The organism is Flavobacterium sp. AC267, from assembly GCF_979258715.1.
In genome coordinates this window covers 5,096,400-5,119,708 of sequence record NZ_OZ409875.1, presented here as the reverse complement: position 1 = coordinate 5,119,708, position 23,309 = coordinate 5,096,400, and the positions used below count along the sequence as shown (strand labels likewise).

General features: G+C 34.6%; 15 protein-coding genes and 10 pseudogenes. 1 reads left to right on the top strand and 24 read right to left on the bottom strand.

Annotated elements, in window-relative coordinates:
- Positions 1 to 4: 4 nt before the first annotated feature.
- The 24 genes and pseudogenes from ACZZ95_RS27185 to ACZZ95_RS27070 all read right to left on the bottom strand — a co-directional run bounded on the left by ACZZ95_RS27185 (position 5) and on the right by ACZZ95_RS27070 (position 22,146).
- Positions 5 to 1,085 (bottom strand): annotated as a pseudogene (locus ACZZ95_RS27185) (HlyD family secretion protein).
- Between the two features lie 12 nt (positions 1,086 to 1,097).
- Entirely contained in the window at positions 1,098 to 2,402 is a 1,305-nt protein-coding gene (locus ACZZ95_RS27180) for a TolC family protein (RefSeq protein ID WP_463471468.1), read from the bottom strand.
- A gap of 7 nt (positions 2,403 to 2,409) precedes the next feature.
- Complete coding sequence (locus ACZZ95_RS27175) at positions 2,410 to 3,039, bottom strand: TetR/AcrR family transcriptional regulator (RefSeq protein ID WP_095951892.1); 630 nt, start codon at positions 3,037 to 3,039, stop codon at positions 2,410 to 2,412.
- Between the two features lie 131 nt (positions 3,040 to 3,170).
- On the bottom strand, positions 3,171 to 3,566 hold the full coding sequence (locus tag ACZZ95_RS27170; protein WP_463471467.1) for a hypothetical protein: 396 nt from the start codon (positions 3,564 to 3,566) through the stop codon (positions 3,171 to 3,173).
- Complete coding sequence (locus tag ACZZ95_RS27165; RefSeq protein WP_463471466.1) at positions 3,541 to 4,800, bottom strand: M1 family aminopeptidase; 1,260 nt, start codon at positions 4,798 to 4,800, stop codon at positions 3,541 to 3,543. The genes ACZZ95_RS27170 and ACZZ95_RS27165 overlap by 26 nt, the downstream gene beginning before the upstream one ends.
- Positions 4,801 to 4,900: 100 nt before the next feature.
- A pseudogene (gene trpA, locus ACZZ95_RS27160) lies at positions 4,901 to 5,663 on the bottom strand (tryptophan synthase subunit alpha).
- Between the two features lie 102 nt (positions 5,664 to 5,765).
- Positions 5,766 to 5,930, bottom strand: coding sequence for a hypothetical protein (locus tag ACZZ95_RS27155; RefSeq protein ID WP_463471465.1), 165 nt, complete (start codon positions 5,928 to 5,930; stop codon positions 5,766 to 5,768).
- A gap of 13 nt (positions 5,931 to 5,943) precedes the next feature.
- Positions 5,944 to 6,462: a carbon-nitrogen hydrolase family protein gene (locus ACZZ95_RS27150; protein ID WP_463471789.1), complete on the bottom strand. Its 519-nt coding sequence runs from the start codon at positions 6,460 to 6,462 to the stop codon at positions 5,944 to 5,946.
- 111 nt (positions 6,463 to 6,573) lie between these two features.
- On the bottom strand, positions 6,574 to 6,894 hold the full coding sequence (locus ACZZ95_RS27145) for a gamma-glutamylcyclotransferase family protein (RefSeq protein ID WP_463471464.1): 321 nt from the start codon (positions 6,892 to 6,894) through the stop codon (positions 6,574 to 6,576).
- Between the two features lie 129 nt (positions 6,895 to 7,023).
- Positions 7,024 to 8,204 (bottom strand): annotated as a pseudogene (gene trpB / locus ACZZ95_RS27140) (tryptophan synthase subunit beta).
- 12 nt (positions 8,205 to 8,216) lie between these two features.
- On the bottom strand, positions 8,217 to 8,849 hold the full coding sequence (locus ACZZ95_RS27135) for a phosphoribosylanthranilate isomerase (RefSeq protein ID WP_463471463.1): 633 nt from the start codon (positions 8,847 to 8,849) through the stop codon (positions 8,217 to 8,219).
- A 160-nt stretch (positions 8,850 to 9,009) separates the two neighbouring features.
- Positions 9,010 to 9,795 carry an indole-3-glycerol phosphate synthase TrpC gene (trpC, locus tag ACZZ95_RS27130; RefSeq protein ID WP_463471462.1) on the bottom strand — a complete coding sequence of 262 codons (786 nt, stop codon included), beginning with the start codon at positions 9,793 to 9,795 and terminating at the stop codon, positions 9,010 to 9,012.
- Between the two features lie 88 nt (positions 9,796 to 9,883).
- Positions 9,884 to 10,877: pseudogene (gene trpD, locus ACZZ95_RS27125) on the bottom strand (anthranilate phosphoribosyltransferase).
- A 112-nt stretch (positions 10,878 to 10,989) separates the two neighbouring features.
- Complete coding sequence (locus ACZZ95_RS27120; RefSeq protein WP_095951883.1) at positions 10,990 to 11,556, bottom strand: anthranilate synthase component II; 567 nt, start codon at positions 11,554 to 11,556, stop codon at positions 10,990 to 10,992.
- A 62-nt stretch (positions 11,557 to 11,618) separates the two neighbouring features.
- Positions 11,619 to 12,062: a hypothetical protein gene (locus ACZZ95_RS27115; protein WP_463471461.1), complete on the bottom strand. Its 444-nt coding sequence runs from the start codon at positions 12,060 to 12,062 to the stop codon at positions 11,619 to 11,621.
- Between the two features lie 142 nt (positions 12,063 to 12,204).
- A pseudogene (locus tag ACZZ95_RS27110) lies at positions 12,205 to 13,607 on the bottom strand (anthranilate synthase component I family protein).
- A 296-nt stretch (positions 13,608 to 13,903) separates the two neighbouring features.
- Positions 13,904 to 15,184: a hypothetical protein gene (locus ACZZ95_RS27105; protein WP_463471460.1), complete on the bottom strand. Its 1,281-nt coding sequence runs from the start codon at positions 15,182 to 15,184 to the stop codon at positions 13,904 to 13,906.
- A gap of 208 nt (positions 15,185 to 15,392) precedes the next feature.
- A pseudogene (locus ACZZ95_RS27100) lies at positions 15,393 to 15,960 on the bottom strand (YceI family protein).
- A gap of 32 nt (positions 15,961 to 15,992) precedes the next feature.
- Positions 15,993 to 16,625: pseudogene (locus ACZZ95_RS27095) on the bottom strand (NAD(P)H-dependent oxidoreductase).
- 4 nt (positions 16,626 to 16,629) lie between these two features.
- Entirely contained in the window at positions 16,630 to 17,091 is a 462-nt protein-coding gene (locus tag ACZZ95_RS27090; RefSeq protein ID WP_095952067.1) for a MarR family winged helix-turn-helix transcriptional regulator, read from the bottom strand.
- A gap of 322 nt (positions 17,092 to 17,413) precedes the next feature.
- Positions 17,414 to 18,998: pseudogene (locus tag ACZZ95_RS27085) on the bottom strand (glycerol-3-phosphate dehydrogenase/oxidase).
- Between the two features lie 592 nt (positions 18,999 to 19,590).
- On the bottom strand, positions 19,591 to 20,070 hold the full coding sequence (locus ACZZ95_RS27080; RefSeq protein WP_095951876.1) for a DUF6691 family protein: 480 nt from the start codon (positions 20,068 to 20,070) through the stop codon (positions 19,591 to 19,593).
- 10 nt (positions 20,071 to 20,080) lie between these two features.
- A pseudogene (locus ACZZ95_RS27075) lies at positions 20,081 to 20,643 on the bottom strand (YeeE/YedE family protein).
- Between the two features lie 86 nt (positions 20,644 to 20,729).
- Positions 20,730 to 22,146: pseudogene (locus ACZZ95_RS27070) on the bottom strand (MBL fold metallo-hydrolase).
- Positions 22,147 to 22,359: 213 nt separating this feature from the next.
- Here ACZZ95_RS27070 and ACZZ95_RS27065 point away from each other — a divergent pair.
- On the top strand, positions 22,360 to 22,953 hold the full coding sequence (locus tag ACZZ95_RS27065) for an HD domain-containing protein (RefSeq protein WP_463471459.1): 594 nt from the start codon (positions 22,360 to 22,362) through the stop codon (positions 22,951 to 22,953).
- The last annotated feature ends 356 nt before the right edge of the window (positions 22,954 to 23,309 follow it).

Sequence of the window (23,309 nt, the reverse complement as noted above, 5' to 3'; positions counted from 1 at the left end):
TTATTTATTTTAAATGTACGTCTACATCAACATTCATTCCCGGTCTTAAAAGTTTTACTTTCTCAGGATCGTTTGATTGGTCTAAACTAATTTTTACTGGTAATCTCTGAATTGTTTTTACGAAGTTTCCTGTAGCATTGTCAGGAGGTAATAATGAAAAACGTGATCCTGTTGCTGGAGAAAATGAAGTCAAAGTTCCTTTAAACTCATAGTTTGGATAAGCATCAACTTTCAAGCTTACTTTTTGTCCCACAACCATTTTGTTTAATTGTGTTTCTTTAAAGTTAGCCACAACCCAAGCTTCAGTATTATTAATAATGTAAAATAAAGATTGTCCTGGCTGAACTAATTGTCCTGGCTGAATATCAACTTTAGAAACCTGACCGTCAATAGTCGCAGTTACAACTGTATAAGAAAGATTTAAGTGCGCAACATCAAGCATCGTTTTTGCTTTTTTGATGTTTGTCTGCAGCAACTTCTGTTTGTTTGTCTGAAACTTTAGATTTTGATTGAATAACCGATTTTTGGTAAGAACTTGCTCTTTGTTGTTGTTCTAAAACACGTACTTGGTTTTCAGCCTCGTCTTTTGCGACCTGAGCTTGTTCAAATTGTTGTTTGGTAATCGTATGCGTTTTGTACAAGTTATTGTAACGATTAAAATCGTTTGTAAGCTGTCTCAATCTAATTTTAGCGCTTTCGATAGAACCGCCAGCAGATCTCATTTGCGCATCAGAAACTGAGATGCTTGCATATGCGCTTCCAATATCAGCTTTTGCGACTTCAAATTGACCTTCAGCACCTAATAAAGCAACATTTGCTTCATCAATTTTCAATTGATAATCTCTCTTATCGATAGTAAATAAAGTATCTCCCTTTTTTACATAATCATTATCTTTCACATATACTTTGCTGATATATCCTGAAACTCTCGGGATAATCGGGTTCATTTTTTTCTCAATTTGAGCATCATCTGTTTCTTCGTGAGCTAAAGAGTGCATGTATTTTGATATTCCGTAAGTTCCCCCCACTAAAACCAAAACGGCTAGTATGATGATGAATTTTTTATTTGTCTTTTTCTTTTCCATGAGAGATATCGATTATATTTTAGAAAGATTGAATGATTGTGATAATTGTCCTGATACTGAAAGTAATTCGTAATATTTTTGGATGATTGATGCTTTTGCAACAGCGGTATTAATTTTTGCGCTTAATTGCTCAACATCAGCTTCAACCAAGTCATTGGTATCTGCCAAACCATTATCGAATTTGTCTTTTACAAGTCTGTAATTTTCAGCGACCTGTTGAAGTGCTTCTTCATAAACTACACTTTGATTGATCGCTAAGTCATAATCTTCAAGAGATTTCTGAACTTCAACTTTAATACGATCCGTCATAATAGCTTCTGTGTTTTTTACTTCCAAAGCTCTGCTTTCTGCTTCTTTAACGTGTGCGCTGTTTTTTAGAATTCCAGATAAGTCATAAGACAAACCTAAACCAAAATTCATCGCATATTTTACAGTAATAATGTCTTTAAGATCTAATGCAGTATAACCTCCAAGTAAAGATAACGTAGGGTAGTAGCCCGATTTTGCGATCTTAACATTTGCTTCTGAAGCTTTTGATTGTAAACGAATAGCTTCTAAATCTTTTCTGCTTTCAAGTGCCAATGCATCAGTTGTAGGAGCATTGTTTGTTTTTAAATTAAAGAAATCATCCTCATTAACCTGCAATTTTGTTTCTGGAGCTAACTTTAATAAAGTGGTCAGATAGAAATTGATGTTGTTTAGATTATTATTCGCTTCATCAATAGATAATTGCGTTTTTGAAACCAATAACTGCGCTTTCAATAAATCATTTCTCGGAATAATTCCGTTTTTCTCTAATTCGACAAAGTCAGTTACACGTTGCTTAGCACTTTTTTGATTTTCGTTTAAGACATCTAAAGTTTTTTGTGCTTTGTATAATGCTGTATAGTAAGTTATTACTCTTAAAGCAACATCTTCTTTTGTTTTCGCGACATATGCAGTTTCAGCTTCATATAAGCTTTCGTACGAATCGATACTGCTTTGAATTTTAAATCCGGCAAAAATAGGTAAGCTCAAATTAGCCATTCCTAGCATTGCGCGGTCTGGAGAAGCCAGTGAAGTCGCACTTTCCCCTTCATTGTGCATATCAATCGACGCTTTTGTTAATCGCTGGTATTGTCCAGAAATTTTAAGATCAGGATACTGATTGTTTTTTACGGCTGTTAACTCGTGTTTTTTTGTGTTTACCTTAGTGTTGGCAAGCGTAACTTCGTTACTCTTCTCCCAAGCCATTTTTACGGCTTCATCTAAAGTTAAACTTGTTTTTTCTTGTGCTTCAATTGACGATATTCCGATAAAGAATATTCCAAAGAGCATTAATTGACTAATTTTCATAAACAAGTAGCGCTTTTATAGTTTGTTGAATGTGCTTTGTAAGATCGTTTTTAATGTAATTGTTAAACATTTCTTCTGTTTTTAAATCCAATAATTCTTCGAAGAAAGATCTATTCATGTGAAAGTGAAAAAAGGTTCCAATAATTGTGGGCGTAATCAGTTGGATATTAATATCTTTTCTAAAAACTCCCTGAGCCTGACCCTGCTTGATAATGCTTTCTACAGATTTTAAATTTCCTTTTTTAAGTTCTGTAAAGGCATTCAGGCTTTTTTCTCTTTTTTTATTGTTGAGTTCAAAATGTAAAACTCTGTAAATCCCTTTGTTAAGGCAGATTCTGGTGATGTAAATTTCGATTAATTTATTGACTTTTTCAAGGGGTTCAAGATTTTCGTGTAATAAATTTTCGAGTTGTAATTTTAAATCAACAGTTTTGTGAAAAATCAAAGCTTCTAGAAGTCTCTCTTTTGACCCAAAATAATACGAAACCATGGCAATATTAATTTTTGCCTCTTTTGAAATGTCCCGTATTGATGTCCCCTCAAATCCTTTTTCAGAAAATAGCTTCTCTGCAACATTAAGAATCTGAATTTTTTTCTCGTTTAATTCGATCTGTGACATGATATTGTTTCTAATCGGATGCAAAATTAAACACTTGTTTAATTTAAACGCTTGTTTAATTTTATTTTAACATAATATTAACATAAAACGGTGTAGTAGTTTTAGGCTCTTTATATTTGTGCTATTAAGTATTATTCTACCTTTTGGAGTGTGATATAGAAGTTAAGATCGATTTTTAAATCGGTTGTAGTTTCTTCATTTTCAACTTGTAAAGTCTGCCAGGAAGTAGTTGGATGTATCCAATTATCTTTAGAACAGTTGGTTTTTATTGGCATACTAAAATTTTGATTACAATTGGTATAGCGATAATTTAGTTCGCCGTTTTTGTATTTATATTCTAATACTGGAACCTTTGTAGTTCTTAAATATTGATCGAATAAATAGTCAAAAGTAATGCCCGATTTTGTGCTTATATAAGTTTCGATTTCATTTGTAGTAACGGTCTTATTATGAAAATCCTGGTTTAAGCCACGCAGTACTTTTCGAAACTTATCATCGTCATTAATGATAGTCCCTATCATATGCATAACTGCCCATCCTTTGACATAATTGTCGTTGCTCGCCATCTTCATTTATTCCGTATCGGGCTATCACAGGTTTGTCATTTTCTATAGTTCTGAATCTTCCTGCCATAAATTCATTACCCGCTTTTCGCCCGCATATATCTGCAATTACAAGTTCTTCGCCCAAACCGGCAAATCCTTCCTGAATCCATCGATCAGCGATATCTATTGCTGTAATATTATTGCCAAACCATTCGTGTGCTATTTCGTGAACGATAATTTTATCTGTTTTTTTGCCCCAGCCTGTATTAGAGATATCACCGCCTTTTTTATTCGTTCCATTTTTATAGGCCCCGCCGTAAGCAATTGCACTCTGATGTTCCATACCAATATAAGATGCATCAACAATCTTAAATCCATCTTCATAAAAAGGATAGGGGCCAAACCAATGTTCCAATGATTTAATTGCAGTAATAGAACCAGGAATTAAGTGCGATTCTGCCTTTGCTTTATTGTAATCAAGGATCCAGAAATCTAGATCGAGCTTACCATTTTTGCCATTAAATGGCTGTCTGATATTTATATAGTTTCCAATATAAAAAGTAATTCCGTAATGATTAATGGGGTTTTTTACTTCCCATTTATAAGTTGTGTTATGATCAGGATTTTTGATTTTCCTTTTTAAACGCCCATTTCCAATTGCAGTTAAAGAATCTGGAACAGAAATGCTGATACTCGCGCCCCTATCTGGTTCGTCATACATGGTGTTTTTGCAGGGATACCATAAACTCGCGCCTTTATATTGACAGGCAACAGAAATCCACGGACGGCCAAGCGAATCTTTTGCCCAAACCAAACCTCCGTCCCAAGGCGGCTTAATAGATTCTGTTGGTTTACCAGAATAGTAAATAAGAATTTTATTGTTTTTTGAAGCTTGTTTTTGAGGTAATTTTAAATACCAGATATTTTGATCCTGAGTATATTCAATCTTTTTTCGTTTTTGAAAAACACTATCAATTTTAAGCGGACTGACTAAATCGATCTGCATTAAATCTGAATGTTTTTTATGGATTACATTGTATTCAATTTCGTTTTTTCCAGAGATAGTTTTATTTAAATAATCTGGTTTTACGCTTAAATCATAGTGCTGAATATCCCACCAGATTCTTTCTGGAGTTATAGAGCCGTTTAAAGTGTCTTGTTTTGTTGGGATTTTTGCGACTATATTTTCCTGTGCCTGAAGTGAGCAAAAGAGCAAATTGAGTATAAAAAGAAAAAATATTTTTTTATTAATTATCAAAAATAGTCGCATACACGGATTTTTTAAGAATTATAAAATCCGTGTAAATTACATTTATTTATCGAATTTCTCCAACAAATTCCTCAATTTTTCCACTGCCGCTTTCGCTTAAATGTTTAATGAAAGCACTTCCAATAATAGCGCCTTTCGCATATTTAGTTGCTTGATTGAACGTTTCTTTATTTGAAATTCCGAAGCCGACAATCTGAGGGTTTTTCAAATTCATATTAGCAATTCTTTCGAAATAATCTTCCTGTACATTTCCAAAACCAGATTGAGATCCTGTAACGCTCGCAGAACTTACCATATATATAAAGCCGTTTGAAACGCTGTCGATAAAACGAATACGTTCGTCTGAAGTCTGCGGTGTAATTAAAAATACATTTAGCAAACCATATTTATCAAAAATCGCTTTGTATTCATCTGCGTACACATCAACTGGTAAATCTGGAATGATTAGACCATCGATACCAATTGCGGCCGCATTTTTCGCAAAAAGCTTCCACTCCGTATTGTAATATCGGATTAAAATACCCCATAATAATCAATGGAATTTTTACGCTTTCGCGGATATTCTTCAGTTGATCAAAAAGAATTTCAGAGGTCATTCCGTTATGAAGCGCCTGAGTAGAACTAGCTTGAATTGTTGGCCCATCTGCCAAAGGATCACTAAATGGAAGTCCGATTTCGATTAAGTCAACGCCGTTTTTTTCTAAATCCTGAATAATCTGCACCGTATCATTTAAACTTGGATATCCAGCAGAAAAATAGATCGAAAGTATCTTTTTGTCCTCTTGTAATTTTTGAGTTATTCTATTCATTTTATGTATGTTTTTCTCCTGCAAGGTTTTCAAAACCTTGTAGGTGTTTTGTGTTTATTTAATTTTACCTGTAAGGTTTTGAAAACCTTGCAGGAGTCAATGCTAGTAAATAATAACCCGACTAGTCCAATCGTCATTTTTATTTTCTACTAATAAAATCCCGGCATCAGAATCATTCATTTGTCCAATCAATTCTCCTTTATTGTTCCAAAAAGCACTTTGCCCAGCGACTTGAGATCCCCAAGAATCGCCGCAGAAATTCGACATTAAAACATTCATTTTATGTTTCTGTGCATAATCCTGCAAATTGCGATAAGCATTCGGAATTCCGTTTGGTGAAAAGAAAATACTGGCAATATAAATATCCGTTTCGTTCTTCTTCGCATTTTCTGGATGCGGCTGGATTATCAATATCGGCACAAATAGCGAATGCAATCTTTTGATTCTCAATAGTAACTATTGTATTGTTATCAAAAGAAGATTGAAAAAATTCATCTTCTCCTTCATGTAAAAACTGCTTCGTATAAATTGAAACTGAATTATCAGGAGAAATAACAAATTCGCCAATAAATAGCTGTGATTCGATCTGAATTGGAGCTCCGGCAACAATAATGATATTATTTTTTACAGCTAATGTTTTCAAATGATCCAGCCTCGAATCGTCTTTTGTAAAAGCCAGTTCCGCAAGATCAGATCTTTCATAACCAGTAATAGACATTTCGGGAAAAGCAATTAAATTGGCGCCGTTTTGTGCGACCAATTCTATAAGATGATAATGATCTAATAAATTTGCATTGATATCCGCTCGTTTTGGTTTTGTTTGGGCAGCAGACTAAAATCATTTTGAATTGTACAGTCTTTATATTTCTAACAGATTTAAAACCTGTCAGCTGTTTTTTAATATTATCAATTATTTATTTTCGGTATACACCCAAGCCACTCTTCCAGATTTTAGTGTGACTTGAACTCTTTTGTATGAATTGGATTCGAATTGATCTACTTTTAATAATTCTGAATTAGAAACCTCAAAAACAGCACCATGTATAATGTCTTCCAAGTTTTCGCTTGGGACTGCAACAACATAATCTGCCATTCCAAATTCTTCTTCAATCTGTAAACTTTTTAGTTTAAAACCTAATATCTGATCTTGGGTTCCGACTAAAACTTTATTAAAAATCTGCATTTGAACCTGTTTTGATCTTAATGTTCCGTATGAGAATAATAGTTCCATAATTATGATTTTTCTCTTTGTTTGTTTGCGTTAGGGATGGGAGCAGCATCCTTTTTTATGGCTTTTTCTGCCATAAAAAAGATATAGCGGACAGCCCGCCCGTAGGGAACGTCCAAATTACAAATTTTATTACAATTTAAAGTAATCAATATAATTATCTAAATCTTTATCCCCGCGACCAGAAAGACTGATTACGACAACATCTGTAGGTTTAAATTTCTTCTGATCTAAAACGGCAAATGCGTGCGCGCTTTCAATTGCTGGAATAATTCCTTCTAATTTTGTCAATTGAAGACCCGCATTCATAGCATCGTCATCGGTAACAGAGAAAAATTCGTCGCGACCAGTTTGTGCTAAATGTGCGTGCATAGGACCAACTCCAGGATAATCTAACCCTGCAGAAATCGAATACGGTTCTGTAATTTGCCCGTCTGGAGTCTGCATTAACAAAGTTTTACAGCCGTGAATAACACCAACTTTACCTAATTTACTTGTTGCCGCACTGTGACCGCTGTCAACGCCTTTTCCAGTCGCTTCTACGGCAATAATTCCCACTTCTGGTTCGTGCAAAAAGTGATAGTATGTTCCTGCGGCGTTACTGCCTCGCCAATGCAAGCAACCACATAATCAGGATTTTCACGGCCTTCTTTTTCTTTTAACTGCCATTTTATTTCTTCTGAAATGATGCTCTGGAAACGCGTCACCATGTCTGGATAAGGATGCGGTCCAATCGCCGAACCGATGATATAATGTGTATCAACAGGATTATTGATCCAGTCGCGAATTGCTTCATTTGTAGCGTCTTTTAGTGTTCTTGAACCCGAAAGTGCAGGACGGACTTCTGCACCTAACATTTTCATACGAGCGACGTTTGGCGCTTGGCGGGCAATGTCAATTTCGCCCATATAAACAATGCATTCAATTCCCATTAAGGCGCAGACAGTTGCTGTCGCTACACCGTGTTGTCCAGCTCCCGTTTCGGCAATAATTCTTTTTTTACCCAGACGTTTTGCTAATAAAATCTGTCCGATTGTATTGTTTACTTTGTGCGCGCCGGTATGGTTTAAGTCTTCTCTTTTTAGATAAACTTTTGTATTGTATTTTTCAGATAAACGCTTTGCAAAATACAGCGGACTAGGGCGCCCAACATAATCTTTAAGCAATTGGTCGAACTCCGCTTTAAAATCGGGTTCATCCATTATACTTAGGTATTTTTGACGTAATTCTTCTACGTTTGGATAGAGCATTTCTGGAATATAAGCTCCTCCAAATTCTCCGTAATATCCTTTTTCGTTGACGTTAAAACTCATTTTATTTAAAGTTTAAAAGTTGGCAACATCAAATTTTCGTTTGAAGTTGCTAAATAGATTTCTGTTTTTCAGCCCTGGTTCGATTTCAAATTTACTATTTACATCGACAGCATAAATAGGCAATTTGCTTTTTGAAATTTCTTCAATGGCTTTTAATTCGTTAATTCCGATACCGCCGCTCAAAAAGAAAGGTTTCTCTGAATTGTATTTTTTTAATATCGTCCATTCGAAAGTGGTTCCGTTACCGCCTGGTAATTTGCCTTTTGTGTCAAATAGAAAATAATCGCAGACACTTTCAAAAGGTTTTATAATTTCAAAATCAAAATTTTCATCGGCTGAAAATACTTTGATAATTTCGATTTTTTTGGGCAGTTGTTTTTTTAATTCTGATAAAAATTCAACAGATTCATTTCCGTGTAACTGAACGGCTTGTAAATTGTATTTTGTCACTTTTTCCAAAATTTCTTCCTGACTCTGATTGACAAAAACACCCACTTTTTTGATTGTTTTGATCAATTCAGGAATGGTTCCGTTAAAGTATCGCGCGGATTTTTCCCAGAAAATAAATCCCATATAATCGGGCAGGAGTGCGCCTACTTCGAGAATGTTTTCGGGATATTTCATGCCGCATATTTTGAGTTTCATTATTGTTGTGTGTTTTTTACCGCAAAGTGCGCTAAGTTTTTTTTATTTTGATTATGAATATACGATAAGTTCGCAAAGGCTTTGTGTTATATTTTGCCACGAATTACACCAATTTTCACAAATTCAATTCGTGCTAAGTTGTGAAATTCGTGGCAAATCTTTATATCTCTAATTGTTTGATAAATTCTTTGGCAGATTTACCGGCATTGTCAGTTTTCATGAAGTTTTCTCCAATTAAAAAGCCTTTGTAGCCGTAAGGTTTTAGTTCCTGAATGGCTTCGATTGACGAAATACCGCTTTCTGAAACTTTTACAAACTCATCTGGAATTTGAGAAGCTAATTCTTTGCTGAAATCTAAACTTACTTCGAATGTTTTTAGGTTTCTGTTGTTCACACCAATCATGTCTAGAGTCGGCATAATTGATTTTTCTAATTCTTCTTGATTGTGAACTTCGAGTAAAACTTCTAAACCTAACTTTTTAGCAAATTCAGACAATGATTTAATTTCTTCACGGGTTAAAACCGCCGCGATTAGCAAAATCAAATCGGCTCCATGTGCTTTGGCTTCTAAAATCTGATATTCGTCTACAATAAATTCTTTTCGCAAAAGTGGAATATTTACTGAAGCTCTTGCCAAAAGTAAATCGTCTAAAGATCCTCCAAAATATTTTCCGTCGGTTAAAACTGAAATGCCGCAAGCGCCAGCATTTTCGTAGCCTTTAACAACTTCTTCAACCGTAAAATTATTGTTTATGATTGATTTTGATGGAGAACGGCGTTTGTGTTCTGCGATAATTCCAGAATTGCTTTCTCTTAATTTCTGACTAAGTGAAATAGTTTGTTTTTCAAAAAATACCGAAGCTTCTAACTGCGAAACTGGAATAATGGATTTTTTAAGAACAACTTCGCGTTGTTTATCAAAGATTATTTTATCGAGTATATTCATTTTATTTTGTTTCAGGTTTCAGGTTTCAAGTTCCAGGTTACGTTTCAACAACTTGAAACCTGAAACAAAGAAAACTTGAAACTATTTTTTACCTGCTTAGTTCTTGTAACGTCTGTAATGCTTTTAATCCCTTTCCAGATAAAAGACTTTCTTTTGCCAATTCAAAACCTTCTAAAGGAGAGCATTTTGTAACCGTTGCAATTGCCATTGCAAGCATTGGCTAAAACTACATTGTTTTGTGCTTCATTTCCTTTTCCTGAAATGATATTGGTAAAAATTGCGACCGATTCTTCGATGGTTTTTCCGCCTTCAATTTCTGTTTGAGATAAAAGGTGAACACCAAAATCTTCTGGTTTTAACATTCCTTCCATATGATTTGAAATTGTCTTTGTTGGGCCGGTTAAGGAAATTTCGTCGTAACCGTCAAGCGAATGTAAGATCGTAAAATTCACGTCGGTATTTTGATATAAATAAGCATACATTCTCGCCAATTCTAAGTTGAAAACTCCAACTAATTGATTCTGCGGAAATGACGGATTTACCATTGGTCCCAACATATTAAAGAATGTTTTTACAGCCAATTCTTTTCTGATTGGTCCCACATTTTTCATTGCTGGGTGAAATAGGGGAGCGTGCAGAACACAGATTCCTGCTTGATCGATACATTTTTCTAAAAACGAAGAATCGTCGCTGAATTTAATTCCCATTTTTTCCATTACGTTGCTCGATCCTGAAATTGAAGAAACGCCGTAGTTTCCATGTTTCGCAACTTTTATTCCTGCGCCTGCGACTACAAAAGAAGCTAAAGTTGAAATATTGAAAGTATCTTTTCCGTCACCGCCTGTGCCGCATAAATCGATTGTATTGTAAGCTGATAAATCAACGCGAATACATAATTCTAATAAAGCTTCGCGAAAACCCGAAAGTTCGTCGATTGTAATACTGCGCATCATAAATACAGTCAAAAATGATGAAATCTGACTTGGATTGTACTGACCGCTTGAAATGTTAATCAAGACATTTTTTGCTTCTTCTTTAGAAAGCACTTCGTGATTGATTAATTTATTTAATATAGTTTTCATTTTTTTTAAAGTTGCTAAGGTTCTGAGATACTAAGGTTCTAAGTTTTTTGTTTCAAGTTTCAGGTTTCACGTTCCAACAAACTTGAAACTTGAAACCTGAAACCCAATAAATCTAACTCTTAATCCAATTCTCTAAAATCCTTTTTCCGTTTGGAGTTAAAACGCTTTCTGGGTGAAACTGAACGCCTCTTACATCGTAATTTTTGTGTCTAAGTGACATAATTTGTCCATTTTCGTCTATTGAAGTAGCTTCTAAAACGTCTGGCAGATTAGCATCAACAACCCAAGAGTGGTATCTTCCAACTTCGAATTCATTTCCTAAACCTTCAAATAAAATTTCGTCTGAAACCACTGTTTTTACGTTGGTTGCAACACCGTGATATACTTTGTCTAGATTTGAAAGAGTGCCTCCAAAAACTTCTCCAATTGCCTGTTGTCCTAAACAAACTCCCAAAATGCTTTTTGTCGGACTGTATTTCTCAATTACGGCTTTTAGTAAACCGGCTTCATCTGGAATTCCAGGTCCTGGAGAAAGTAATATTTTATCGAAAGAAGCAATGTCATCAATTTCGAATTCGTCGTTTCTGTAAACGGTAACTTCGCAGTTCAAATCTTCTAGATAGTGTACTAAATTGTAGGTGAAACTATCATAATTGTCTATAACTAATATTTTTTTCATGTCTTTTGTTTTGTTTCAGGTTTCAAGTTTCAGGTTCTGTGACTGAAAACTGATTATCTTTTCTATTTTTCTCGAACGTATTTTTCTGTAATAATTCGGTTGATTCCTAATTTTTCTACTTTTTCAATTCCTTTCTGAATTAAGGTATCGTTTTGAATTTTTACTACAAATTCAAATTTTCCATTTTCCCAATCGCGATTGTTAAAATATTCTAGGTTTTCGGTATAAATACTGTCTTTCAAAGTATATTTTCCGCCCCCCGCAAAATATAGCGCTGTTGTAGAGTCTTTTCCGTTTTTCAAATCATGATTTAAAAAAGCAAAATGAGAATCATTTATAATCTTAATCATTTTTGTGTTTTTGTTGAAAGTAGAAAAAGTTGAATCTTTCTCTGTCGTTTGTGCCGAAATAAGACGCCAGGTTCCTTCAATTGAATATTGCTTTTTTTCTGAATTACAAGCCGTCATAGTAATGATTAAAAATAAAATTGAAATTGCTTTTTTCATGATTTTTAGGGTTTGTTTTTTATTTGTTTCAAGTTTCAGGTTTCAGGTTTTTGCCAATCTATGTCTCCAACAGTTAAAAACCGTTGGCTATGTTTCTAATTTTCTGTGACTAAAAACTGTGACTAAAAACTGAGACTGAAAACTAAATCTTCTCTGCCATTTCCAGCGCTGTATTCAAAGCTCTTAATTTATTATAGACTTCCTGCATTTCGCTTTCTTCGTCTGAACTTGCTACGATTCCTGCTCCCGCCTGACAATGTAATTGATGGTTTTTTGAAAGGAAAGTTCGAATCATAATGGCATGGTTAAAATTTCCGTCAAAATCCATAACACCAATTGCGCCTCCGTAAAAATTACGATTGGTTTTTTCGAAATCTTCAATTAACTGCATGGCTCTGTGTTTTGGAGCGCCGGCTCAATGTTCCAGCTGGAAAAGTGTCGGCAACCACCTGCATTGTAGTAGCTTTTTCGTGTAAATGTCCAGTAACTTTTGAAACTAGGTGAATTACGTGCGAGAAGAATTGAACCTCTCTGTATTTTTCAACATTTACATCGTGACCATTTCGGCTTAAATCATTTCGAGCTAAGTCAACAAGCATTACGTGCTCGCTGTTTTCTTTTTTATCTTCAGAAAGTTCTTTTGCTAAAAGTGCATCACGTTCGTCATCTCCGGTTCTTTTAAAAGTTCCAGCGATTGGGTGAATTTCTGCTTTTCTATCTTTTACAATAATTTGTGCTTCTGGTGAAGAACCAAATATTTTGAAATCTCCGTAATCAAAAAAGAATAAATAAGGAGACGGGTTAATACTTCTTAAAGCTCTGTAAACATTGAATTCGTCACCTTTAAAACCTTGGGTAAATCGGCGAGATAACACCAATTGAAATACATCGTCGCGGTAACAGTGTTTTTTTGCAAGAGCAACATTTTGTTTAAATTCTTCGTCGGTTAAGTTAGAGAAACCTTCACCTTCTTTCGCAAATTTATACGAAGCAATATTTCTAGACTGCAATAATTGTTCAATTTCTGCAATGTTATTTTTTCCGTCTAAACTGTGGCAGAAAATATAAGCCTCATTTTTAAAATGGTTGATTGCAATAATATTTTGGTAAACAGCATAAAATACATCTGGAATTGCGGTTGCATTGTCTTTTTTGGCAATTGAAACTTTTTCGAAATAGCGAACAGCATCGTAAGAAATGTATCCAAATAAACCGTTATTGATAAATTTAAAATCATTTTTCTCTGATTTAAACTGACCTGAAAATTCCTGAATTACCTGCGGAATATTAGTCGAAGCATCAATAGTAATTTTCTCTGAAGTTCCGTCTGGGAAAGTTTTAGAAATAATCTCGTTTTCGATTTTTATAGTAGCGATCGGATTGCGAGCAGATATAAGAGAAACTATTGTCATTTCCATGATAATCACTACTTTCTAATAATAAACTGTTTGGGAATTTATCTCTTATTTTAAAATAAATGCTTACAGGCGTAACAGTGTCTGCCAGTATTTGTTTGTAATGTGTATTAAGTTTAAAAGGTTTCAATGTTTATAGTTTTTAATTCGTTAATGCTTTTTTAAAATTTTGACCAAAAAAAAAGGCTTGTCGTGATGACAAGCCTTTTATATTTATAGTTTTTACAATACCATAGGAAGCTTAGTTCACGACGTTTGACGTAAATTGTTCCACCACCAAGTATTGTTTAAAATTGTTCTCATTTCTGTTTTTGTTGTGACAAAGATATAAATGTAATTTGAATTGAAGTATATAAAAATCAAAAAAAAAACTTTTCGAAACTGTAAATTTTGTTAAATTTTGTTCAAATACACTGCGATAACTCTTTAATTTCCAATTGCAATAGTGTTGTTTACATTTAATCTAAAATCAGGATTTCCTTTGATATTAGGAAGTGTAAATAACTCGCTAAGCTTAATTTTAGTAAATTCTATTCCGTTTGCAGGATTGCCGTAATAGTTTTTTATTCCAGAAGTATTGCTTGCGACTTCGCTTTCAATTTCGCCGTTACAGTTATTGGCAATAACATTTTTTAAAGTGATTTTTGATAAGTTCGCTTCGCCATTTCCAATATTTCCTTCCAATAAAACGAAAGGAGCAAATCCAGAAACTACACTATTGGTTAGGTTAAAAAATGTATTTTCTTTTACATACACAGATTCTCTTACTAAACCTTGATTGTTCTCTTCTAAGTTAACCAATGTAATATTGCTTGCGTTAATTTTAGTCATTTTTTTAGTCATATCCGTATTCGCAACTTTCTCGTACGAATCTACCTCAAAACATCTTGAGCCTGAAATATCAGAAGAAAATGGATGACGAATTGCAATACTGTTACTAAGATTAATTTGAGCACCTTGCGTAAAATCAAAATCATCATCAGTAGTTCTAAATGAGATTAAGTTACTCATATTTAGATCACCTCCATAACATTCAAAAGAATCATCATTAGAAAAACTGATTTGGATATTACTGATAGTTGTTTTTCTTCCAACGCCGGCAAGAGAAAGCCCGTTTAGTTCTTTTGAAGCACTTAATTTTCTTCCAGCGTACTCAATTCTAACATATTTTAAAATTCCGGAGTTATCTTCAGCATCCTGACCACCATAATGATTTAAAGTAGGTTCTAGATCAAAAGGTAAAGTATGAACACCGCCTAAAGAATTTATCGGCGCTTTTCCTAAAACAATTATTCCGCCCCAGTCACCTGGTTTTCTATTGTTTATTTCATTTTCCGATGTAAAAATAATTGGGTCGGTTTCTAGACCTTCTGCCATAATTTTAGAACCGGCAGTAATAACAAGCGTACCGCAGGTTTTATCATCACCTCGAATTACAGTTCCTGGTTCGATAGTCAAAGTGGCATTATTGGTAACATACACAACACCAACCAAATGGTAAGTGTTACGTTTTAATAATTTAGTGTCTTTGTCAATTGTTCCGGCAATTATATTGGTTGCTTCGCTATAGTCATTAGCGGCTGGTTTAAAGTTTGTCCAATTGTTCATCCAGTTTGTATTTCCTGTAATTCCTTTTGGCTGTTGTTGGGCATGTACAAAAAAGCTGACAGTTAATAGGATAGAAGCAATACGTAATTTTGTTTTCATAACTATGATTTTAATTTCTAGTTGTTGATTTTTTTAATTTCCCCAAAATTAGAAGCCGTATGTTAATCAAAGCCCTGATGGTTATTACGAAAGCGTTACTATACTATTAAGAACGTTAAATTTTTGAAAAGTTTATATAAAAAAATAACCCCTGCAGTTTCTGTTGCAGGGGTTATTAATTCTTTTGAATTAGTAAGCCTAAAGAATATTAGAATTTTAAAGCTACAGCTAATTCGAACTCGTCATTGATAGTTTTGTCTCCTAAGTTTTCGAAGAAGTTACCAGAGTTGTATTTAATATCGTATTTAGTTCTGTCAACTTTGAAAGCAGTTGTAGCAGTGTTTCCAGCTACAGTGATGTCAAAAGTTACAGGTTTAGTAATTCCTTTGATAGTTAAATCAGCAGTTACAGTATAAACGTCAGCAGATTTAGAACCGATTTTTTTGAAAACTAATTTTGCAGTTGGGAATTTATCAGTTCCGAAGAAATCGTCAGCTTTTAAGTGCCCGTTTAATTTTCCTTGGTATTCTCCAGTTAAATCAGTTGCAGTTAAAGAAGTCATATCAACAGTGAAAGAACCACCAGTTAATTTTTTTCCTTTGAAAACTACAGCTCCGTCTTTAAAGTTTACAGTTCCAGAGTGCTCTCCAGTTACTTTTTTACCTACCCATTTGATAGTAGATGCTTTTACGTCGATTTTTTTAGTTTGAGCATTTACTGAAATACTAGTCGCTTGCTACGAATAATGCTATTGCAATTGTTTTTAAATTTTTCATGTTTGTTTAAATTGAATTTGGATTAATAATAATTATAGAGTGATAAATAATTCTTCGTGAGATTTTCTAACTTTTTTGTGATGCTGAGAATCGTCCTCATCATGTCTGTAACCTACAGTTGCGATAACAGAAGCGTTTAAACCTAATTTATCGAAACCTAAAATTTCGTTGAATGCAAGCAGGATTGAAACCTTCCATTGGAGTTGCATCGATTTTTAATTCAGCGAGACGAGAAAGTAAAGTTCCTAAAGCGATATAAGTTTGTTTTGCTGTCCAGATATTTTTAGCATCTTGTGATAAATTTGAGATCACGCCATTCATCATATCTGAGAATCCGCCTAAAGCTTCAGTAGGAACGCCTCTTGTTTCGCTGATGTTTTTAATGTAAGCGACCACAGATTCTGGTCCTGCATTTAAATCATTTGCAAAAACAAATAATTGAGAAGCATCTGTAATTTGAGTTTGTCCGTAAGCGTGACTTTTAACTGCTCTCTTAATTCAGGGTTTTCTACGATAACCACTTTATATGGCTGTAATCCGTATGAAGAAGCAGTTAATCTGACAGCTTCTTTTAAAGTATTTAAATCTGCCTCAGAGATTTTTTTTGTCGCATCAAACTTTTTTGTTGCATATCTCCAGTTTAGATTTTCTAAAAGTGTGCTCATAATATTAATTTTGTTGGGTTCGGTATTTTTCTAATAATGTATTTAATAATTCTAGCTCTTCAGAGCTTATATTTTCTGCAAATGCACGTTCGTGCGCATCTACTTTAGGATCTAATTCTTTTAAAACATCTAATCCTTTTTGAGTAATCAAGACTTCAATTTTTCTTCGATTATCTGGACAAACATTTCGAGTTACAAACTCCTTTAATAATAATTTGTCTACCAATCGTGTTGTATTGCTTGTTTTTGCAAGCATTCGTTCTTGTATGACGCACATATTAGCAGGCTGTCCTTTTTGTCCTCTTAATATACGTAACACATTATATTGTTCTCCAGACAGATCATACGGTTTAATTAACTCGTTGAAATGATCCTGAATCACATTCTGCGTGTACATGATATTTAGAATAACCTTTTTCTCATTATCCATCTTAACAGTACTCTTAATAACCTCTTCAATTGTCATAGTCGTAAGTGTATAATTTGTATATACAAATGTAGAAGTTTTAATAGTTGTATATACAAGTGTCATGTTAAATTTTTGTTAATTAAAAAAAACATGTAGGAATTGAAACCGATAAATGAATTCAAAACGACAATAAAAATAGATAATTATTTGGTTTAAAGTTTTGATTTGTTGATGTTTAACTAAAAGATGATCTTAAGAGAAAGATTTGTAAATGTATTTTTGAAATACCATAAAATGATGTTTCTTCAAAAATTTGAAAAGCGAACAATGACAAGATTTTGCCTTTTAAAATTATTTAATAGATTGAAATCGCTGAAAACTACTTGTTTCTAAACTCTGAAAGTAGAAAACCATTAGAAATCTCTTTGAAATTTGAAATTTCTTTAGAGATCCAATTTTCATCATGTCCGAGTTCTTTGGCTAATAATCGAGCAATTTTTTCGGCAGACTGAATAGCCGCTCTTGCATCTAAAAACAAAAGGCGAACACGTCTTGCCAAAATATCATCAATAGTTCTAGCCATTTCGTAGCGAATTGCCCAAACTACTTCTGCCATCGTAAATTCGTGATCAGGGTGTAGTTTTTCTTTTAATTCGGGCTGATCTTGTTGTAATTGCAGTATTTTTGGAATATCAGAACCATAAATGTACAAGTGATTTTTGCGGTCAGCATTATTCGTAGCTTTTTTTCCGTGAATAGCTAAATGTGTTGTGTCGCAAGGTTTGTGAGGAAGTTTTCCTTTAGTTATTGCTTTGTCTATTATATCTTCAGCTATTTTTCTATAAGTTGTCCATTTTCCTCCGGTAATGGTTATTAAGCCAGTTTCAGAAACGATGATTTTATGACTCCTGGAAACTTCCTTTGTGCTTTTTCCTTCTTCTTTTGGCGCGACTAGCGGACGTAAACCTGCAAAAACAGAAAGTACATCTGCCCTTGTTGGTTTTTTGGCTAAAAAGCGTTGTGCGGTTTCCAAAACAAATTCAATTTCACTTTCTAATGCAATTGGCTCTAAACTTTGTTTTTTTATTAAAGTATCAGTTGTTCCAACTACAACGCGATTGTGCCACGGAACAGCAAATAAAACTCTTCCGTCTTTTGTTTTCGGAATCATTAATGCTTCTTCGCCGGGCAGAAAAGATTTATCAAATACAAGGTGAATTCCCTGACTCGGAACAATATATTTCTTGTAAACGTTGTCGTTGAGTTTCATGATAGCATTGGTAAAAACGCCCGTAGCATTTATTATTGCGAGCACCTTTTATATCATATGCTTTTCCAGTTTCCTGATCGACTGCCTGAACACCAATTACTTGATTTTTATTGTCTTTTAATAAATTGACAACTTTTGTATAATTTAAAAGACAGGCTCCATTTTCTACAGCCGTCTGCGCAATATTGATTGCTAAGCGGGAATCGTCAAATTGTCCGTCGTGATAAATGACACCATTTACTAAGCCCTTTTCTTCTACGTTAGGAAGCATTTCAATAGTTTTTTTCTTTGAAATGTATTTAGAACTGCCTAAACTTAAAGAACCCGCCAATAGATCGTAAATTTTTAATCCGAAAGTGTAGAAGTAACCGCTCCACCAATTGTAGTTTGGAATTACAAATGTTTGGTTTTTGACCAAATGACTGGCATTTTGAGCCAGCAAACCTCTTTCTTTTAATGCCTCCCGAACAAGGTGAATATTTCCTTGTTCTAAATAACGAACACCGCCATGAATCAATTTTGTACTTCTGCTTGAAGTTCCTTTGGCAAAATCTACCGCTTCGAGTAAAAGTGTCGTATAACCTCGATTTGCGGCATCAAGAGCGGTTCCAAGACCGCTTGCACCTCCGCCTATGATTATTACGTCCCAATGTTCGGTATTTTGTAATTTGGATAACTGTTCAGAACGATTCATTTTTATGTTTGTTTTTGAGGGATGTAATTGTTAAAAGCAAACTTAACAAAACGAAATTAGATTAGTTGTGTTTTTGTTTCAAGTTTCAGGTTTCAAGTTTCAAGTTTCAGGTTTTCGTTAAGCAACTTGAAACTTGAAACAAAAATAGAAACCTGACAGGTTTTAAAAACCTGTCAGGTTTGATGTAGATTGTTTTTTTAGTGAAAAGACAATTTTTTAATATTCCGCTAGGAATATTTCGTCAGTAGAAAAAAAATGGATTATTTCGGATTGTGTCCTGTAGGGACACCTGTTTGAACATGAAACATGAAACATGAAACAAAAACCAAACCCGACAGATTTTAAAACCTGTCGGGTTTGGTAAAAAAAATATTTTTATAATCCCGTTTGTCCGCGTGAGGGATAGAAGCTGACTGCCGAAGCAGTGCGGATAGCCCGACAGCATCGCGGTAAAAGGGCGAATGAGCGTAAAGTGAATTGGCCCTTTTATCGCGATGGTGGCACGCCCTTATTATTTAAGGTTTCAAGTTTGAGGTTTCAAGTTCTCTTAGCAACGTGAAACATGAAACTTGAAACAAAAGAAACAATAAAATCAATGAGGTAATTTATCTTTAATTAATCCATAAAACCAAGTTCCTGCAATAGCACTTAATAATGTTACTACGATTACCGTTGCACCTGTTCCAATTTGCGCGAAAAGCGGACCTGGACAAGCGCCTGTAATTGCCCAGCCAAAACCAAACATAAGTCCGCCATAAATTTGTCCTTTGTTGAAGGTTTTAGGCTGAATTTCGATTTTTTCGCCTTGAAGTGTTTTAATATTGAATTTTTTGATGATAAAAACAGATATAACGCCAACAGCAACTGCGCTTCCAATTACGCCATACATAAAGAATGACTGTAGGTGAAACATTTCCTGAATGCGAAACCAGCTGATGATTTCTGCTTTTACGAATACAATTCCGAAAAGGATTCCAACGATTAGATATTTAAGGTTGGCAAATCCGGCTTCTTTTTTCAGACTTGCGTTGATTCCTTCTGTATCGGTATTTTTATTTTCTAAAGTACTCATTTTTGATATTTTAAAGTGAAAGAATATAAGGTAAAATCAAAAGTGACATAACGAAACCGCCAATCATAAAACAGATTGTAGCGACAACTGAAGGCCATTGTAAATTTGAAATTCCCATAATCGCATGTCCGCTGGTGCATCCGCCAGCGTAACGTGTTCCGAAGCCCACTAAAAAGCCTCCCACAACAATCATAATAAAGCCGCGAAGCGTTAACAGACTCTCCCAAGAGAAAAGCTGTGCGGGAACCAAACCAGTATGATCTGTAATTCCGTAACCAGCCAATTGTTCTGAAAGTTCAGGAGTAATCTGCACTGGATTTGGATTCGATAAAAAGTAAGCGACAATTACACCGCCCAAAAATATTCCGAAAACGAAAAATAAATTCCAGCTTTCTTTTTTCCAATCGTATTTAAAAAGGAAATATTTGCCGGAATACAAGCCGCACAAATATGACGAAGCGAAGAACTAATCCCGAAAGACTTGTTTCCAATAATTAATAAAATTGGAACAGTTAATCCAATCAACGGACCCGAAACGTACCAAGGCCAAGGTTCTTTTAAAATTTCTAGCATATTTTTAGGTTCAAAGGTTCAAAGGTACAGAGGTTCAAAGGAAAAAACTTTGCGACTTTGAACCTTTGCCTCTTTGTACCTTAAAATTATTTCAATACTTTACTTTGACAAATAAAATCTGATTTTGGAAGATTTGTTTTTGAAATTGCTCCAAAACCACCATCAACTTCAGAGAAATTTCTAAATCCGCGTGCCTGTAAAATAGAAGCGGCGATCATACTGCGGTAACCGCCGGCGCAATGCAGATAAAAATGCTCATTTGGATTAATGTCTTTTACCCAGTCATTAATATAAGCGAGAGGTTTGCTGTATGCATCTTCAATATGTTCTGCGGCGTATTCTGTTTCTTTGCGAATGTCGATAATTTTATCTGTCTCGATATTCACTTCGTTTGCAAACTGTTCGGCTGTAATTCTGTTTACGGTATCTGTTTCAAAACCTGCCTTTTGCCAAGATTCAAATCCGCCTTCTAAATGTCCGATAATAGTATCAAAACCTACACGGCTTAAACGTGTTACGGTTTCTTCTTCCATTCCGGCGACAGTAACCAATACAATTGGCTGTTTTACATTTGCAATTAAAGTTCCAACCCACGGTGCAAAATCACCATTGATTCCAATATTAATTGACTGCGGAATAAATCCTTTGCTAAAATCAGCAGCACTTCTCGTGTCTAAAATTAAAGCATCAGTTTCTTCTGCAATAGCTTCAAATTCATCAACTTTTATAGCTTTCATTCCGTTGTGTAAAACCGATTCAAAACTTTCATAACCTTGTTTATTCATTGCAACATTCATACTAAAGTAGGCTGGAGGAGGAAGTAAACCATCGGTTACTTCTTCAATAAATTCAGCTTCGGTCATAGTGGCGCGCAAAGCATAATTTGTCGCTTTCTGGTTTCCAATTGTCGAAACTGTTTCTTTACTCATGTTTTTGCCGCAGGCGCTTCCCGCACCGTGCGCAGGATAAACAATTACGTCATCGGCCAAAGTCATGATTTTATCTCTTAAAGAGTGAAATAAAATTCCCGCCAGTTCATCTTGTGTCATTCCCGCGACTTTTTGAGCTAAATCTGGACGGCCGACATCGCCGATAAATAAAGTATCGCCAGAGAAAATAGCGTGATCTTTTCCGTTTTCATCAACTAATAAAAAAGTAGTACTTTCCATAGTATGCCCAGGAGTGTGCAATGCTTTTATAGTAACTTTTCCGATTTTAAATTCTTGTCCGTCTTTTGCAGAAATGCAGTCAAATTCGCAGGCGGCTGTTTGGTCCATAAACAATTGGCGCGCCCGTTTCTTTGCTTAAATCGACGTGTCCAGAAACGAAATCGGCGTGGAAATGGGTTTCAAAAATGTATTTCAATTTCACTTCGTCACGTTCCAAACGATCTAAGTAAGGTTGTATTTCTCTTAGCGGATCTATAATGGTCGCTTCACCATCTGAGGTAATATAATAAGCACCTTGTGCGAGACATCCGGTGTAAATTTGTTCTATTTTCATGATATGAAATCTAAAATATGTGGGTTACAAATGTAAGGCTGTTTTCTGGGAAAATAGGTGACTAATGTTACAGAAATTTGATTTCTGTTAAAAAATAATATTGATGCTTGCCATAGGAGTTATATAAATTGATTTAAAGTTGAGCAATTAAGCTTTAAGCTTTAATTTTGCATATGACGAATGTCATTTTTAAGAAAAAAAATAATCAGTTATATGAACACAGACGATTTATTAAATCAAATTGCTTTTATAAAAGAGATTGATAAAGTAAAATACATTCAGCGAAAAACGAAATTATTTAACAGCGACCGTCGCGAAAATGATGCGGAACACAGCTGGCATTTAGCATTAATGGCAATTGTTTTGGCAGAACATTCAGATGAACCGATTGATGTTTTGAAAGTAGTGAAAATGGTTTTGATTCACGATATTGTTGAAATCGATTCTGGTGATGTTTTTATGTATGATACCTTAAAAAGTCATGATAATACTGATGAAGAAAGAGTAGTCGCAAATCGTATTTTTGGTTTACTTCCTAAAAAACAAGCAGAAGAATTTATTGCTATTTGGGAGGAATTCGAAATGGGAGAAACCTATGAAGCCCGATTTGCAAGATCTATGGACAGACTGGAGCCTTTATTGCAAAACACGTCTAACAATGGCGGAACCTGGAAAGAGTTTGATGTGAAATACGACAAGGTCTACGAAAAAAAGAGCGTGATTAAAAATGGTTCAAAATCTTTATGGAATTATGCTGAAGGTTTGATTAATGACAGCGTTGAAAAAGGGATTTTGAAGAAAGATTAAATATAGCCAGCGTAATCAAACATAGCCCACGGTTTCAACCGTGGGACACGTATTGGGATTATGCATTGTGGCTCTGGTTAAAACCGTGTGATTGTGAGATACGGATTTGATTCGTAGCGTTCCCGCGGTTTAAACCGCGGGTTGGGAAATACGGATTGATGCATTGCGTTCCCGCGGTTGAAACCGCGGGCTATGTTTTACATACGCACACATACAGCTATGTAGAAACGAGTTTCTTTTGTAATCTTTAAAATCTATGTATCTAGGTGTTTAAAAATTTAAGACGTAAACTTTGTCAAAGTTTCGAACTTTGACAAAGTTGCTGTAACGCATAAGTGTCATTTCTACCCTTCAAA

Bases quoted from the DNA above. Each gene is read 5' to 3' on its own strand.
- ACZZ95_RS27180 (WP_463471468.1), bottom strand. From the start codon at position 2,402: ATGCTCTTTGGAATATTCTTTATCGGAATATCGTCAATTGAAGCACAA.
- ACZZ95_RS27175 (WP_095951892.1), bottom strand. From the start codon at position 3,039: ATGTCACAGATCGAATTAAACGAGAAAAAAATTCAGATTCTTAATGTT.
- ACZZ95_RS27170 (WP_463471467.1), bottom strand. From the start codon at position 3,566: ATGCATATGATAGGGACTATCATTAATGACGATGATAAGTTTCGAAAA.
- ACZZ95_RS27155 (WP_463471465.1), bottom strand. From the start codon at position 5,930: ATGTCGAATTTCTGCGGCGATTCTTGGGGATCTCAAGTCGCTGGGCAA.
- ACZZ95_RS27145 (WP_463471464.1), bottom strand. From the start codon at position 6,894: ATGGAACTATTATTCTCATACGGAACATTAAGATCAAAACAGGTTCAA.
- ACZZ95_RS27135 (WP_463471463.1), bottom strand. From the start codon at position 8,849: ATGAAACTCAAAATATGCGGCATGAAATATCCCGAAAACATTCTCGAA.
- trpC (WP_463471462.1), bottom strand. From the start codon at position 9,795: ATGAATATACTCGATAAAATAATCTTTGATAAACAACGCGAAGTTGTT.
- ACZZ95_RS27120 (WP_095951883.1), bottom strand. From the start codon at position 11,556: ATGAAAAAAATATTAGTTATAGACAATTATGATAGTTTCACCTACAAT.
- ACZZ95_RS27115 (WP_463471461.1), bottom strand. From the start codon at position 12,062: ATGAAAAAAGCAATTTCAATTTTATTTTTAATCATTACTATGACGGCT.
- ACZZ95_RS27105 (WP_463471460.1), bottom strand. From the start codon at position 15,184: ATGAAAACAAAATTACGTATTGCTTCTATCCTATTAACTGTCAGCTTT.
- ACZZ95_RS27090 (WP_095952067.1), bottom strand. From the start codon at position 17,091: ATGACAATTGAAGAGGTTATTAAGAGTACTGTTAAGATGGATAATGAG.
- ACZZ95_RS27080 (WP_095951876.1), bottom strand. From the start codon at position 20,070: ATGAGTACTTTAGAAAATAAAAATACCGATACAGAAGGAATCAACGCA.
- ACZZ95_RS27065 (WP_463471459.1), top strand. From the start codon at position 22,360: ATGAACACAGACGATTTATTAAATCAAATTGCTTTTATAAAAGAGATT.